At 65.8% G+C, this 14,923-nt stretch carries 14 protein-coding genes; 12 read left to right on the top strand and 2 right to left on the bottom strand.

Annotation, left to right across the window (positions count from 1 at the left end):
* Positions 1–173 precede the first annotated feature (173 nt).
* From PVE35_RS05865 to PVE35_RS05855, 3 genes are all read left to right on the top strand, one after another.
* Complete coding sequence (locus PVE35_RS05865; RefSeq protein ID WP_277374096.1) at positions 174–2,120, top strand: sigma 54-interacting transcriptional regulator; 1,947 nt, start codon at positions 174–176, stop codon at positions 2,118–2,120.
* A 109-nt stretch (positions 2,121–2,229) separates the two neighbouring features.
* Positions 2,230–2,655 (top strand): MerR family transcriptional regulator, encoded by a 426-nt coding sequence (locus PVE35_RS05860; RefSeq protein WP_277374095.1) that lies wholly within the window; start codon positions 2,230–2,232, stop codon positions 2,653–2,655.
* The gene (locus tag PVE35_RS05855) at positions 2,633–3,019 is read left to right on the top strand and encodes a carboxymuconolactone decarboxylase family protein (protein WP_268181984.1); all 387 of its coding nucleotides are present in this window, start codon (positions 2,633–2,635) and stop codon (positions 3,017–3,019) included. Before PVE35_RS05860 ends, PVE35_RS05855 begins: the two co-directional genes overlap by 23 nt.
* A gap of 13 nt (positions 3,020–3,032) precedes the next feature.
* Here PVE35_RS05855 and PVE35_RS05850 read toward each other — a convergent pair whose 3' ends face one another.
* The gene (locus PVE35_RS05850) at positions 3,033–3,803 is read right to left on the bottom strand and encodes an IclR family transcriptional regulator (RefSeq protein ID WP_277374094.1); all 771 of its coding nucleotides are present in this window, start codon (positions 3,801–3,803) and stop codon (positions 3,033–3,035) included.
* Positions 3,804–3,932: 129 nt separating this feature from the next.
* On the opposite strand from PVE35_RS05850, the gene PVE35_RS05845 reads away from it, so the two are divergent.
* Positions 3,933–5,225 carry an FAD-binding oxidoreductase gene (locus PVE35_RS05845; protein WP_277374093.1) on the top strand — a complete coding sequence of 431 codons (1,293 nt, stop codon included), beginning with the start codon at positions 3,933–3,935 and terminating at the stop codon, positions 5,223–5,225.
* On the opposite strand, the gene PVE35_RS05840 is transcribed toward PVE35_RS05845, so the two are convergent.
* Positions 5,210–6,097, bottom strand: coding sequence for an SDR family oxidoreductase (locus PVE35_RS05840; protein WP_277374092.1), 888 nt, complete (start codon positions 6,095–6,097; stop codon positions 5,210–5,212). The genes PVE35_RS05845 and PVE35_RS05840 overlap by 16 nt on opposite strands.
* A gap of 81 nt (positions 6,098–6,178) precedes the next feature.
* On the opposite strand from PVE35_RS05840, the gene PVE35_RS05835 reads away from it, so the two are divergent.
* The 8 genes from PVE35_RS05835 (at position 6,179) to PVE35_RS05800 (ending at position 14,826) form a co-directional block, all read left to right on the top strand.
* Positions 6,179–6,616, top strand: a complete 438-nt coding sequence (locus PVE35_RS05835) for a helix-turn-helix domain-containing protein (protein WP_277374091.1) — start codon at positions 6,179–6,181, stop codon at positions 6,614–6,616.
* A 326-nt stretch (positions 6,617–6,942) separates the two neighbouring features.
* On the top strand, positions 6,943–7,809 hold the full coding sequence (purU, locus tag PVE35_RS05830) for a formyltetrahydrofolate deformylase (protein ID WP_277374090.1): 867 nt from the start codon (positions 6,943–6,945) through the stop codon (positions 7,807–7,809).
* A complete protein-coding gene (gene folD / locus PVE35_RS05825; protein ID WP_277374089.1) occupies positions 7,806–8,681 on the top strand; it encodes a bifunctional methylenetetrahydrofolate dehydrogenase/methenyltetrahydrofolate cyclohydrolase FolD in 876 nt (291 codons plus the stop codon). The genes purU and folD overlap by 4 nt, the downstream gene beginning before the upstream one ends.
* 5 nt (positions 8,682–8,686) lie before the next feature.
* A complete protein-coding gene (locus PVE35_RS05820) occupies positions 8,687–9,925 on the top strand; it encodes an FAD-dependent oxidoreductase (protein ID WP_277374088.1) in 1,239 nt (412 codons plus the stop codon).
* 165 nt (positions 9,926–10,090) lie between these two features.
* Entirely contained in the window at positions 10,091–10,399 is a 309-nt protein-coding gene (locus PVE35_RS05815) for a sarcosine oxidase subunit delta (RefSeq protein ID WP_277374087.1), read from the top strand.
* The gene (locus tag PVE35_RS05810; RefSeq protein ID WP_277374086.1) at positions 10,396–13,293 is read left to right on the top strand and encodes a 2Fe-2S iron-sulfur cluster-binding protein; all 2,898 of its coding nucleotides are present in this window, start codon (positions 10,396–10,398) and stop codon (positions 13,291–13,293) included. The genes PVE35_RS05815 and PVE35_RS05810 overlap by 4 nt, the downstream gene beginning before the upstream one ends.
* A gap of 1 nt (position 13,294) precedes the next feature.
* Positions 13,295–13,969 carry a sarcosine oxidase gene (locus tag PVE35_RS05805; RefSeq protein WP_277374085.1) on the top strand — a complete coding sequence of 225 codons (675 nt, stop codon included), beginning with the start codon at positions 13,295–13,297 and terminating at the stop codon, positions 13,967–13,969.
* 86 nt (positions 13,970–14,055) lie between these two features.
* Positions 14,056–14,826, top strand: coding sequence for an IclR family transcriptional regulator (locus PVE35_RS05800; protein ID WP_277374084.1), 771 nt, complete (start codon positions 14,056–14,058; stop codon positions 14,824–14,826).
* The last annotated feature ends 97 nt before the right edge of the window (positions 14,827–14,923 follow it).

Here is a 14,923-nt window from a genome sequence, read left to right as displayed (position 1 = left end):
GAACGAGCTAGAGCGAAGGCTGTGCCAATTTTCGATGCTCTGTTTTTTGTCATTTAAGATCAAATAGTTAGCTATCTGATCCGGTTTTCAATGACGGTTCTGCACCTATGCAACGGCTACGAAGTCTCGTATAAAAACGAAAGTTCGTAGGGGCGATTACGAGGTTTCGTAGCATGAGCACGAGCGAACCGGACTATCTCGCCGGCTGGGCCGACATGACCTATGCCTCCCGGCACATGGTGTTCGAGCATTGCAGCGAGGCCATCGTGCAGTTCGATCCGGTGGCCAACCGCTTCGTCGACATGAACATCGCCGCCAGCAAGCTGTTCGGTTATGCCCGGCACGAGTTGCTGAACATGACGGTCACCCGCCTGCTCGGCCACCAGCTACCCGAACTGATCGTGTTCACCCAGGCCGTGCTGGAAACCGGCAAGGGCTGGAGCGACGAACTCAGTTGCACGCGCAAGGATGGCGAACGTGTGATGCTGGAAATCTCCGCCACCACGCTGCGCCTCAAGGGCGTGCTCTACCTGATCCTGGTACTGCGCGAACGCAGCGAGCAGCGTTACCTGCTCGACCAGGCGCAAACCGAGCGCACCATGCGCGGCGGCCTGCTGGAATGGCGCAACATCCTCAACCTGTTCCAGGAAACCGAGCGCGACAACCACCTGCTGCTCAGCGCCGTCGGCGATGGCATCTACAGCATCGACAGCGAGGGCCTGGCCACCTACGTCAACCCGGCGGCGGCGCGCATGCTCGGCTGGGAACAGGACGAGATGATCGGCAAGAACATCCACCGCATCCACCACCACAGTCACGCCGATGGCAGCCACTACCCGGTGGAGGATTGCCCGATCTACAAGGCCGTGCACGACGGTCTGGTACATGAAGGCCGCCAGGAGGTGTTCTGGCGCCGTGACGGCAGCATGTTCCCGGTGGAATTCACCAGCACCCCGGTGATCTCCGACGGCCGCATCGTCGGCTCGGTGGTGGTGTTTCGCGATATCACCGAACGCATGAGCACCCAGCAGCGCCTGCACGATGCGCTGGAGGAACTCAAGGAACTCAAGCAGCGCCTGGAACAGCAGAACGAATACCTGCAGGAAGAAATCCGTATCGAGCACAGCTACCGCGAGATCGTCGGGCAGAGCGAACCCATCCTGAAGATCGTGCGCCAGATCGACGTGGTCGGCCCCACCGACGCCAGCGTGCTGATCCATGGCGAATCCGGCACCGGCAAGGAGCTGATCGCCCGCGCCATCCATCAGGCCAGCCGCCGCGCCGCGCACCCGCTGATCCGGGTCAACTGCGCAGCCATTCCCGCCGACCTGTTCGAGAGCGAGTTCTTCGGCCATGTGCGCGGTGCCTTCACCGGCGCCCTGCGCGACCGGGTCGGGCGCTTCGAGCTGGCCGATGGCGGCACGCTGTTTCTCGACGAGGTCGGTGAGATCCCCCTGGAGCTGCAGAGCAAGCTGCTGCGCGTGCTGCAGGAAGGGCAGTTCGAGCGGGTCGGCGAGGAACGCACGCGGCGCGTCGACGTGCGCATCATCGCCGCCACCAACCGCGACCTGCGTGCCGAGGTGCAAGCCAAACGCTTTCGCGAGGATCTGTATTTTCGCCTCAATGTCTTCCCGCTGCAGTCGCCGGCCTTGCGCGAGCGCCGCGAGGACATCCCCTTGCTGGCCAGCCATTTCATCGAGCAGGTCGGCCAGCGCCTGAACCTCCCGGGGCGCCGTCTGAGCAACGGCGATATCGCGCGCCTGCAGGGCTACCACTGGCCAGGCAACATCCGCGAACTGCAGAACGTCATCGAGCGGGCGCTGATCACCTCCAACGCCCCCCTGCTGCGCATCGATCTGCCGTCGCCGAGCAGCATGACGGAGGAAGTGCCCCACCAGGCGAGCAAGCCTCACAGAACCGAAGGGGTGATGACCGAACAACAGATCCGCCAACTGGAAATCGATAACCTGCATGCCGCGCTCGAGGCCGCTGGCGGCCGGTTGTTCGGCCCTGATGGAGCGGCCGAGCTGCTCGGTATCAAACCCACCACCCTGGCCTCCAGGCTGAAGAAACTCGGCCAGCCAGCCCCCGCGAAGAGCGGGCCACGGCAGCGTACATGAACGCCAGGCAGCCAAACCGCTTGACTTAGAGCGCGCTCCAACCTTTAGGGTTTGTTGGCGTTTCGGCGCAGACCGCGCGCAAAACCTCAGCAGACACCAGGATCGCCTCATGGAATCGCACCTGAGCATCGACGAAGTCGCCAGACGTACCGGCCTGACGGCACACACTCTGCGTTATTACGAGCGCATCGGCCTGATCTCGGCGGTCGCTCGAGCCGCTGGAGGGCAACGACGCTATGCAGCATCGGACATGGCCTGGATCGAATTCCTGTTGCGCTTGCGCACCACGCGCATGCCGATCGGCAAGATGCAGACCTTCGCGGCACTGCGTGGCGCCGGTGACTCCACGGTGAAGGAGCGACGCCTGATGCTGGAAGGCCATCTGACGGATGTGCTTGCCGAGATCGAGGCGATGCACCGCGCCGCACAGGCCTTGCAGGCAAAGATCAAGCATTACCGCTCGCTGGAACTAGCCCTGGTGTCGCCCACACCCACCCCTGAAGGAGCTGACGATGAATCCCCAAGACCGCTATGAACGAGGGCTGGCCAAACTCAGAGAGATAGACGGCCACGCCGGTGAAGCCGTGCTGGAGAGTCTGAGCGACATCGCTCCGGACTTTGCCCGCTACCTGATCGAATTCCCCTTCGGCGACATCTACTCCCGTCCGGGCCTGGATCTGAAGAGCCGGGAAATCGCCGTGGTTGCGGCGCTCACGGCACTGGGCAATGCCGCCCCGCAACTCAAGGTGCATATCCAGGGCGCACTCAACGTAGGCGTGAGCCGCGCAGAAGTCGTCGAAACCATCATGCAGATGGCGGTCTATGCCGGCTTTCCCGCTGCCCTCAATGGCCTGGCTGCCGCCAAGGAAGTCTTCGCCCAGGCCGAAGCGACGCACTAGCCCGAGCCCCGGCTCAGCTTCCGGCAGCGCCGAACGCGTCGCTTACCAGGCGCTGCGCCTCTTCCTGCATGGCCTGCGCCAACGCCTGCCGTCGGGCATCGGTCATGCGCGGGCGCGCCAGTGCGCAGCTCAGGGCGCCCAGCGGCTGGCCATCGCCATCGAGGATGGGCACCGCCAGGCCGGTGTAGCCCGGCAGGCGTTTGTCCACCAGGCCGCTGGCGTAGCCCAGGCGTTTGACGCTGGGCAGGCTGGCGGCAATGCGCTCGACCTCCAGGCCATAGTCCAGGCGCAGAGTCGCAGCGTTGTGGGCGAGGATATCGTTGCGCTCGCTGCGCCCGAGCCAGGCCAGCAGCACCTGCGAGGCCTGGCCGACGCCCATGGGGATGCGCCCACCCACCGCGCCGCTGTAACTCTGCACCGGCAGTTGACCAGCCAGCATGTCCAGGCACAGCACCTGATGACCGTCCGCCACCAATAAAAAGAAGGTATCGCCAAAGCGTTGCGCCAGGCGCAGCAGAACCGGCCGTGCCCGTTCGCGCAGCGCGCTGGCATTGCCGGCCTGGGCACCGAGGGCAAACAGTTCATAGCCCAGCACGTAACGCCCGCGCTGCACCGCGCCGCGCACGAAGCCCTGGCGGCGCAGGTACTGCAGCAGACGGTAGGCGGTGGCCTGCGAACAGCCAAGCGCCGCACGCAGTTCATCCAGGCTGGCGCCCTGCTGACCGGTCGCAGCGATCACACGCAACAGCAGAAATGCCCGTTCCAGGCTCTGGGTGCCACTCATGGCTTTTCTCACATGCTGATAAAGGAAGGCCGGCCAGTGCGATGCAAATTGCACGCCCCATCGGCCAGGGCATGCTCACGGCACCTTCCTTCGGTGCGCGCGGCGCACCCTACCCCGGAGAGCCTGTGCATGTATCCGCAGATCGAACAGCTAGCCAGCGACAAGCTGCCCGAGAGCACCGAGGTCGCCATCATCGGTGGCGGCATCATCGGCGTCAGCACGGCTTACTGGCTGGCTCGTCGAGGCATCGCCGTGACACTGCTGGAAAAGGGCCTGATCGGGGCCGAGCAGTCCTCGCGCAACTGGGGCTGGTGCCGCAGCATGGGCCGCGACCTGGCCGAAATTCCCCTGGCCATGGCCAGCCTGCACCTGTGGGACACCTGGCAGACGCAGCTCGGCGAAGACCTCGGCTTTCGCCGCAGCGGCGTGCTATACGCCTGCGAAAATCCGCGCCAACTGCAACAGCAGGCGGATTGGCTGCAGGCCGCCAGCGCCCATGGCGTGCACGCGCGGCTGCTGGAAGGCAAAGAGCTGCTGCGGGTGATGCCCGAAGGCGCCGCTGCCGGCTGGAGCGGCGCGCTGCATACACCCAGCGATGGCCGCGCCGAACCGCACCGCGCCAGTGCCGTGATCGCCCGCGCCGCACAACGCCTGGGCGCGCGCATCGTCACCGGCTGTGCCGTGCGCGGCCTGGATATCGCGGCGGGCAAGGTCACCGGCTTGTACAGCGAACATGGCCGTCTGAGCTGCAGCAGCGTGGTGCTGGCGGGCGGCGCCTGGTCGACGCTGTTCTGCGCCAACCTTGGCCTGCGCCTGCCGCAACTCAAGGTGGTGGCCTCGGTGCTGCGCACCGCGCCAATGGCCGGTGGCCCGGAACTGGCCGTGGGCGCCAGCCGCTACGCCTTTCGCAAGCGCGCCGACGGCGGTTATACGATTGCCCAGCGCAATGGCAACCTGGCGCCGATCACGCCGGACAGCTTCCGTTATCTGGGCGATTTCCTGCCCGCACTGAGCAAACAGTTCCGCGAAGTGCGCCTGCGCCTGGACGGTCGCTTTCTGGAGGAACTGCGTCAGCCACGACATTGGGAGATGGACAGCGAGAGCCCCTTCGAGCGCTGCCGCGTGCTCGACCCGCGTCCTTCCTCGGCCATTCTGAGCGAAGCGCGCGAGGCCCTGGCAGCGGCCTTCCCCTTCTTCCGCCAGATTCGCGTGGAGCAGAGCTGGGCCGGGGTGATGGACGTCACCCCGGACGCCATTCCGGTGATCGGCCCGGTCGAGAAGCTACCGGGGCTGTTCCTGTCCACCGGCTATTCCGGCCATGGCTTCGGCATCGCGCCAGGTGCCGGCCATCTGCTGGCTGACCTGATCGACGGCAGCACACCGCTGGTCGATCCCAAACCCTTCGCCTACGACAGGCTCTGAGCAGCGAGAGCAGCCGCCACGGTTTCGCTCAGCGGTGTGCTCGGGCGACCGATAAGCTGGCTCAGTGCCTTGCCCGGCTCGAACAGCGAGCCCTGAGCTGCCTTGGCATCGCTTTCGGCCAGCAAGGCGGCGAAGCCTTCGGGCAGGCCGACACCGATCAGTGCAGCCTTGTAGTCGGCTTCGGACAGATCCTGATAGCGCACCGGCTTGCCGGATTGGCGGCTGATCTCAGCAGCGAAATCGGCCAGGGTATAGGCCTGGTCACCGGCCAATTCGTAGACCTTGCCGGCGTGCCGAGCGACATCGTCAGACATGACCACCGCAGCCGCTTCAGCGTAATCACGGCGTGCGGCCAGCGACAGTGCGCCATCCGCCGCAGCGCCCAACACCACGCCATGCTCCAGCGCCGCAGCCACGCCCATGGCGTAATTCTCGCTGTACCAGCCATTGCGCAGCAGTACGAACGGCAAGCCCGAGGCGCGGATCAGCGCCTCGGTTTCACGGTGTTCCAGCGCCAGCGCCATCGGGCTGCTGTCGGCATGCAGCAGGCTGGTGTAGCCGATCAGCTTGACGCCAGCAGCCACGGCGGCTTCTATCACGTTGCGATGCTGAGCCGTACGCTGCCCCACCTCGCTGGAGGAGATCAGCAACAGCTTGTCGACGCCCACCAGCGCCCTGGCCAGTGCCTGCGGATCGCTGTAGTCGGCCACTCGCAACTCGACACCCCGAGCAGCCAGATCCTGCGCCTTGGCGGCATCGCGCACCAGACCGACGAGCTTCGCCGCCGGGGCCCGGCGCTGCAGGGCATCGATCACCAGGCGCCCCAGTTGACCGGCAGCGCCGGTGATCAGAATGGTTTCGGACATTGTCATCGCACTCACCTCATGGACTAGAATCGAGACCTGGCTCGATTGTGAGACCAGCATGGCAAACGCGGAAGGAGGCAGTTTTTCGTGACCAGGTTACCCGACGATAACCCCAGTCAGGCGCGCCTCGAGCTGGCCGAACGCTTCCAGGCCTGGAGCGCCATGACCTTTGCCGCTGGGCGCTGCCCGGTACGTGACGTGCTCGACCACCTCGGCGACAAATGGACGACGCTGATCCTCATCGCCCTCGCCCATCGCTCGCTGCGCTTCAGCGATGTGCGCCGCGCCGTGCCGGACATCTCCAAGCGCATGCTGACCCAGAGCCTGCGCGAGCTGGAACGCGACGGCATGATCGACCGCACCGTCCACCCGACCAAGCCGCCCAGCGTCGAATACAGTCTGACCGCACTGGGCGAATCGCTGCTGGTGCCGCTGGCCAACCTGGTCAGTTGGGCCGAACGCAGCCATGCCAGTATCACCGAAGCCCGCGAGCGCTACGACGTCACACAGGCGCAAACGGCCTGAGCTGCCCGCTCACTCGTCTCGTTGAAACCTTCGCGGCACTGATCCTGCCAGTGCCCAGCCCTCCCGGATTGCATCCGGGCTACGGGGTGTAAACCCTCACCCTCATCGGCTTGCCTGCACAACGCAGCGCCTGCGTCGCTGTCGCCAGCCTTCATGTTTCCCAACAGGATAAAAAAGTTCCCAACAGGCATAGACACGACGGCTTCGTTCACTTATAAAAATCACCAGCACGAAAAATAGATTCGTCACAGTAATTTTTATTCACAGACGAACAATTCTTTTATCCATGAAGTTTTCCTGCCGCCGCCCCCAGCAGAGGATTCGCCATGCAGCACGCCAAGCACCCATACGTGATCAAGATCAGTTGCCCGGCTACATCCGGCATCGTCGCCGCCGTAACGTCCTTCCTCGCCGACCATGGTTGCTACATCAGCGAAATGGCGCAGTTCGACGACGAGGTCAGTGGTGCCTTCTTCATGCGCGCGGTATTCCGTTTCAACGAAGGTTTCGCCGGCGATATCCAGCAGATCGAGGACGGCTTCGCCGAGGTCGCCGAGCGCTTCGCGATGAGCTGGGAGCTGCACGACACCACCGAGCCAATGCGCGTGCTGCTGATGGTCAGCAAGTACGACCATTGCCTGGCTGACCTGCTCTATCGCCACCAGAAGGGCGAGCTGCAGATGAAGATCACCGCCATCGTCTCCAACCACCTTGACCTGCGGCCGATGGCCGAGCGCGAGGGCATCCGCTTCATCTACCTGCCGGTGACCAAGGACACCAAGGCCCAGCAGGAAGCCGAGCTGCTGAAGATCGTCGACGAGACCAAGACCGAGTTGGTGGTGCTGGCGCGCTACATGCAGATCCTCTCCGACGACCTGTGCAAGCAACTATCCGGCCGTGCCATCAACATCCACCACTCGTTCCTGCCCGGCTTCAAGGGCGCCAAGCCCTATCACCAGGCCTACGACCGTGGCGTGAAGCTGATCGGCGCCACCGCGCACTACGTCACTTCGGATCTCGACGAAGGCCCGATCATCGAGCAGGAAGTGCAGCGCGTGGATCACAACTACACCCCCGACGCCCTGGTGGCGGTGGGGCGCGACACCGAGACGGTGGCCCTGTCCAAGGCGGTCAAGTACCACCTCGAACACCGCGTGTTCCTCAACCACGACAAGACGGTGATCTTCCGATGAGCGCGCAACTGATCGACGGCAAGGCCGCCGCCGCGCGCGTGCTCGCCGAGGTCGCCGCTGACGTGGCCGTGCTCAAGGCCCAGGGCATCGAGCCGGCACTGGCCGTGGTGCTGGTCGGCGATGACCCGGCCAGCCAGGTCTACGTGCGCAACAAGGTGCTGCGCGCGAACGAGGTGGGCATCCGCTCGCTGGAATATCGCCTGAGCGCCGACGCCAGCGCCGAGTCCGTGCTGGAAGTAATCGCCGGGCTCAATGCCGACGCATCGGTCAACGGCATTCTGGTGCAGTTGCCGCTGCCGGCGCATATAGACGAGGCGCAGGTGCTGCAGGCCATCGACCCGGCCAAGGACGTCGACGGTTTTCACAGCGAGAACGTCGGCGGCCTCAGCCAGGGCCGTCCGGTGCTCACGCCCTGTACTCCGGCCGGCTGCATGCGCCTGCTGCGCGACACCCTCGGCGACCTGTCCGGCAAACACGCCGTGGTGGTGGGTCGCTCGAACATCGTCGGCAAGCCGATGGCGGCGCTGCTGCTGGCCGCCAACTGCAGCGTCACTGTGCTGCATTCGCGCAGCGTCAAGCCGGAGAAGCTCTGCGGCCAGGCCGACATCGTGGTCGCCGCCGTCGGCCGGCCCCGGATGATCGGCGCCGACTGGATCAAACCCGGCGCGGTGGTGATCGACGTCGGCATCAACCGCATCGAGGAAAACGGCCGCTCGCGCCTGGTCGGCGATGTCGACTTCGACGCGGTGCTGCCGGTGGCCTCGGCCATCACCCCGGTGCCCGGCGGCGTCGGCCCCATGACCATCGCCATGCTGATGCACAACACCTTGCTCGCCGCCCGCCAGCAACACGGCCTGTCGGCCCAGGAGTAACCGCAATGCCCCTTGCCCTGCTCAAGTACGGCCTGTCCTCGGAATACCCCGTGGAGGTCGACCTGCCTGCGCCGAAGGAACTCAAGCCGGCGTACGACGTGGTCATCATCGGTGGCGGCGGCCATGGCCTGGCCACCGCTTACTACCTGGCCAAGTACCACGGCGTGACCAATGTCGCGGTGCTGGAGAAGTCCTACCTCGGCGGTGGCAACACCGCGCGCAACACGGCGGTGATCCGCTCCAACTACCTCACCAGCGAAGGCGTGCGCTTCTATGCCGAGTCGGTGCGGATGTTCAAGGATCTCTCCAACGAGTTCGACTTCAACATCATGTATTCCGAGCGTGGCCAGCTCACCCTGGCGCACACCGACGCCACGGTGCGCGCCTTCCGCCAGCGCGCCGAGGTGAACAAGCATTTCGGTGGCCGCACCGAGATGATCGACCGCCAGCAGATCCGCGAACTGGTGCCCTGCCTGAACCTCGACCCCGGCCATCTGCCGGTGCTCGCCGGGCTCTGGCACATCGACGGTGCCACCGCCCGCCATGACGCCGTGGCCTGGGGCTACGCCAAGCAGGCGGCCAAGCGTGGCGTGGAGATTCACCAGCTCACCGAGGTGCAGGACTTCGTCGTCGAGAACGGTCGCGTCACCACCGTGCGCACCAACCGTGGCGACGTGCGCTGCGGCTGCGTGGTGCAGGCGGTAGCCGGCGCCAGCTCGCTGCTGATGAACAAGCTGAACATCAAGGCGCCGATCCACACCTACCCGCTGCAGGCCATGGTCACCCAGCCGTTCAAGCCCTTCCTCGACCCGCTGGTGAGCTCCTCGGCGCTGCACTGCTACGTGCAGCAGACCAGCCGTGGCGAGATCGTCTTCGGCGGCGGCTCCGACCCTTACCCGCTGTACAACACCCGCTCCACACTCGACCTCAAGGAAAGCCTGCTGGCCCACGCCATCGAGATGTTCCCCTTCATGGCCGGCGCCAAGCTGATGCGCCAGTGGGCAGGCAGCACCGACATGACCCCTGACTACAGCCCGATCATGGGCCGCTCGCCGCTGGACAACTACTACCTCGACGCCGGCTGGGGCACCTGGGGCTTCAAGGCCACGCCGATCTGCGGCTGGACCATGGCCGAGCTGGTCGCCAGCGGCAAGACCCCGGCGCTGATCCAGCCCTTCGCCCTGGAGCGCTTCACCAACTTCCGCCAGGTCAACGAGATGGGCGCCACGGCGGCGAGCCACTGAACGAACTCCCCTCTCCCGCTTGCGGGAGAGGGGTTGGGGGAGAGGGCTGCTTGACTCAAAGCGCCCTCTCCCCAGCCCTCTCCCATAGATGGGAGAGGGAGCAGATCGAAGCTCGGGGACGTTCCGACGCCACCCGCTGTGCAAGCTGAATGACTGGGGATCACCATGAAGATCATGCCCTGCCCGCTCAACGGGCCTCGCAACATCAACGAATTCACCTACGGCGGCGAACTCAAGCGCATGCCCGATCCGAACACCTGCTCGGACGCCGAATGGGCCGACTACGTGTTCAACAGCGAGAACCGCGCCGGCGTCGTTACCGAGTGGTGGATGCACAACGCCTCCAGCTACTGGTTCCTGGCCGAGCGCCACACCGTCAGCGACGAGATCCTGCGCACCTTCGACCCCAAGGAACTGTTCGACCGCCGCGTCGACTTCGCCACGCCCGCCAAACCCCAGGAGGTGAGCGCATGAGCGCCGCTACCCGCCTGCCGGCCCCGCTGGGCCTGCTGATCGACCGCAACCGCCCCGTCAGCTTCGACTTCGAGGGCACCACCTACCAGGGCCTGGCCGGCGACAGCATCGCCAGCGCCCTGCTGGCCAACCAGAGCTGGCTGCTGTCGCGCTCGTTCAAGTACCACCGCCCGCGCGGCCCGCTGTCGATGGCCGGGCAGGACGCCAACACCCTGGTGCAACTGCCGGACGAGCCCAACGTGCTGGCCGATATGCAGCCGCTGTCTGGCGGCCTGCAAGTCAGCGCGCAGAACTACAGCGGCAGCCTGGACAAGGATCGCGACGCCCTGCTCGGGCACTTCTCCAAGTTCATGCCGGTGGGCTTCTACTACCGCTCGTTCTACAAGCCCAAGGGCATGTGGAAGGTCTGGGAACCGCTGATCCGCAAGAAGGCCGGCCTCGGCGTACTCAACCTCAAGCTGCAGCCGCAGTACCACGACAAGGCCTTCCTGTTCACCGATCTGGCGGTGATCGGTGCTGGCCCGGCCGGCCTGTGCGCGGCGCTGAGCGCTGCCAACGCCGGCGCCAAGGTGCTGCTGATCGAACAGCAGAACTACCTCGGCGGCGCGCTGGCCTGGGCCCGCTTCGACATCGAAGGCAAACGTGCCGCCGAGCTGCGCGCCGAACTGCTGACCGCCGTCGAAGGCCACGCCAATATCCGCATCCTCAAGGAAGCCACCTGCAACGCCTGGTTCACCGATCACTACCTGCCGGTGATCCAGGGCAATCGCATGTACAAGGTGCGCGCCCGCCAGTGCATCGTCGCGGCTGGCGCCTTCGACCAGCCGGTGGTGTTTCGCAACAACGACCTGCCCGGCGTGCTGCTGACCAGCGCCGCGCAGCGTCTGATCAAGCTCTACGCGGTCAAGCCGGGCCAGCGTGCCGTGGTGCTGACCGGCAACGACGACGGCTACCTGGCCGCCCTCGACCTGCTCGATGCCGGCGTCGAGGTCGCCGCCCTGGTGGACATGCGCGAGCGCGCCGATGACGGCAATCTGGCCACCTCCCTGCAAACCCGTGGCGTCGCCTGCCATGCCGGCAGCACGGTCTACGAAGCGCTGGGCGACAAGCACCTGAACGCCGTGGACGTGCGCCGTATCAGCGGCCAGGGCAAGGTGGCGGGCAGCGGCCTGCGCATCGACTGCGACCTGCTGTGCATGTCCGCCGGCTATATGCCGGTGTACCAGTTGCCGTGCCAGGCCGGCGGCAAGCTGGCCTACGACGACGCCAGTGCCTGCTTCAACCTGTCCGGCCTGCCGAGCGGGTTGCAGGTGGTCGGCTCGGTCAACGGTCGCAACGCCCTCGACGCGCTGCTTATCGATGCCACCAACGGCGCCCTCCGCGCACTCGCCGCCCTCGGCCTGGAAGCCAGTCAGCCGCTGCGCGAGCTGCCAAGCGAGCCTCGGGTCAACTTTCCCTGGCCGATCTTCCCCCATCCCAAGGGTAAGGATTTCGTCGACTTCGACGAAGACCTGCAGGTGCGTGACATCGTCAACGCCACCCGCATCGGCTACCGCGACGTGCAACTGGTCAAGCGCTTCTCCACCGTCGGCATGGGCCCCTCGCAAGGCCGCCACTCGGCGCTGCCCACCGCGCGCCTGGTGGCCCAGGCCACCGGCCGCAGCGTCAGCGAAACCGGGGTGACCACCGCGCGCCCGCCGTTCTGCCCGGAAACCCTGGCGCAAGTCGCCGGCCGTGGCTTCGATCCGTATCGGCAAACCGCCATGCACGCGCGGCACCTGGAACTGGGGGCGAAGATGATGCCCGCCGGTATCTGGCAGCGCCCTGCCTACTACGGCAAGCCGGAAGAGCGTGAAGCCTGCATGCAGGCCGAGGCGCGCCAGGTACGTGAGAAGGTCGGCCTGATCGACGTCTCCACCCTGGGCGGCCTCGACGTGCGCGGTCCGGACGCCGCCGAGCTGCTCGAGCGCCTCTACACCTTCGCCTTCGCCAAACAGCCGGTGGGCCGCTCGCGTTACGCGCTGATGACCAACGAGCAGGGTGTGGTGATCGACGATGGCGTCTGCGCACGCTTTGCCGACGAGCATTTCTACGTCAGCGCCACCACCAGCGGCGTCGACCGCGTCTACCAGCAGATGCTCAAGTGGAACGCACAGTGGCGTCTGAACGTGGACATCACCAACGTCACCGCCGCGCTGGCCGCGGTCAACCTGGCCGGGCCGGACTCGCGCAAGGTACTGGCCAAACTGTGCAGCGATGTCGACCTTTCCGCCGAGGGCTTCCCCTACCTGGCGGTGCGCCTGGGCACAGTCGCGGGTATTCCCGCCCGCCTGCTGCGGGTCGGTTTCGTCGGTGAACTGGGCTACGAAATCCACGTCCCGGCGCGCTACGGCGAAGCCCTGTGGGATGCACTGATGGAAGCCGGTCGGGAGTTCGACATTCGCCCCTTCGGCGTCGAGACGCAGCGCCTGCTGCGCCTGGAGAAGGGCCACGTGATCATCGGCCAGGACACCGATGGCATGACCAGTCCGGCCGAGATCGACATGGGCTGGGCCATCGCCCGCAGCAAGCCGTTCTTCGTCGGCAAACGCTCGGTGCAGATCCTCGAAGCGCAGCCGCCGATCCGCAAGCTGGTCGGCTTCACCTTGCCCAAGGGCAGCAGCCAGCCGCTGGAAGGCCATCTGGTGCTCAAGGGGCCGGACATCAGCGGCAACGTCACCTCCTGCGAATACTCGCAAACCCTCGGCCAGATCATCGGCCTGGCCTACTGCGCGCCCGACCAGGCCGCGCCGGGCCAGCGCCTGCCGATCCGCGTCGAAGGCGGCGAGGTGGTGCAGGCCACGGTGGTGAAGCTGCCCTTCTATGACCCTGAAAGCCAACGCCAGGAGCTGTGAGATGCCCCTCCAAGCCAATCGATTCGCAGCACGCAGCCCGCTCTACCGCCTGCAGGCCGGCGCCACCCTCGCCCCGTTCGGCGAGAGCTGCATCGTCACCACCTACGGCCAGGGCGACGAAAGCGCCCTGCTGGGCCACTGCGCCCTGCTCGACCTGACCAACCTGGCCCGCTACGGCGTGCGCGGCCCGGCGGCTGCCGACTACCTGGGCGCACTGGGCTACCGGTTGCCCCAGGCGCCCAACCAGGCGCTGAGCCAGGCCGATGGCGGCCATGTGCTGCGCCTGTCGCAGACCGAGTACCTGCTGCTCGGCAGCCTGCACGATGCCGGCAGCAAAGCGCAGCGCGAGGAAAGCCAATGGCAGGCCAGTGCCGGCCAGTACCTGCTGCCACGTCAGGACAGCCACGCCTGGCTGGTGCTCAGCGGCACTTGCGGAGCCGAGGTGATGGCCAAGCTCTGCGGCGTCGACCTCAGCCCGCAAGCCTTCGCCGTCGGCCAGGTGGCGCAGACCTCGGCGGCGCGGGTCAACGTCATCGTCGCCAACCTGCCGTTGGGCGAAGTGCCGTGCCTGCACCTCCTCTGCGACCGCACCTCGGTGCATTACCTGTGGGGCGCGCTGCTCGACGCCATGCAGGAATTCGGCGGACAGCCCGTGGGCATCGACGCCCTGCCCTGACCCCCGCCGGTGCGCACAGCGCACCCTACGGCCATGGCGCCAAACGTAGGGTGCGCCATGCGCACCACCGAATCTGGAGGACAACCATGGGCATCCAAGAAGACGAACTGGACTACCGCGTACCGGCGCTGCAACGCGGCCTGAGCATCCTGCAGATGTTCAACGCCAGCGAGCGCAGCCTGAGCAGCAACGCCATCGCCGAGCGCCTCGGCGTCAGCGTCTCGGCCATCTACCGCATCCTGGTCACGCTCACCGACATGGGCTACCTGCGCAAGCTCGGCAAGAACAGCTACGAGCTGGGCCCGCAGGTGCTCTGCGACGGCTTCGCCTACCTGGCCAGCCGTGACCTGGTGGACATCGCCATGCCGCACCTCAATGCCCTGCGCGACCGCACCTCGCTGTCGTGCCACCTGTCGATCCGCGAGCAGACCGACAGCCTCTACATCGGTCGCGCCTTCGCCGCCCAGCGGCTGTCGGTGAACATCCCCATCGGCACGCGCATCCCCTGCCACTGCACGGCCATGGGCCGCATGCTGCTCAGCGGCCTGACGCCCATGGAGCTGGACACGCTCTACCAGCACGTGCGCCTGGACGACTACCCGCCGCCCGCACCGAAGACCCTGCCCGAACTGCAGCAACTGCTCGAACGTGACCGCGAGCGCGGCTGGGTGATGCACCGTTCCGACTACTCCACCGCCATCGCCTGCGCCGTGCGCGATCATCGTGGCAACGTGGTGGCGGCCATCAACCTGTCAGGCCCGGAAGCAGTGATGGACAGCCCGGTGGCACGTGAACGCTACCGGGAAAGCCTGCAGCAGTGTGCTGACGCCATCTCGCTCGAACTGGGAAAAAAATGAAGGTTTTTTGGACATATGTTCCAGTAAAAAGCCAATTTCAGGTCATAACTGGCCAATTTCCGCAAAATCCATGAAAGCATATTGCCACCATTAGCTC

The organism is Pseudomonas sp. AA-38 (assembly GCF_029457475.1).
Lineage (GTDB): Bacteria > Pseudomonadota > Gammaproteobacteria > Pseudomonadales > Pseudomonadaceae > Aquipseudomonas.
The sequence above is the reverse complement of the archived record's forward strand: the minus strand, read 5'-3'. Positions and strand labels throughout refer to the sequence as shown.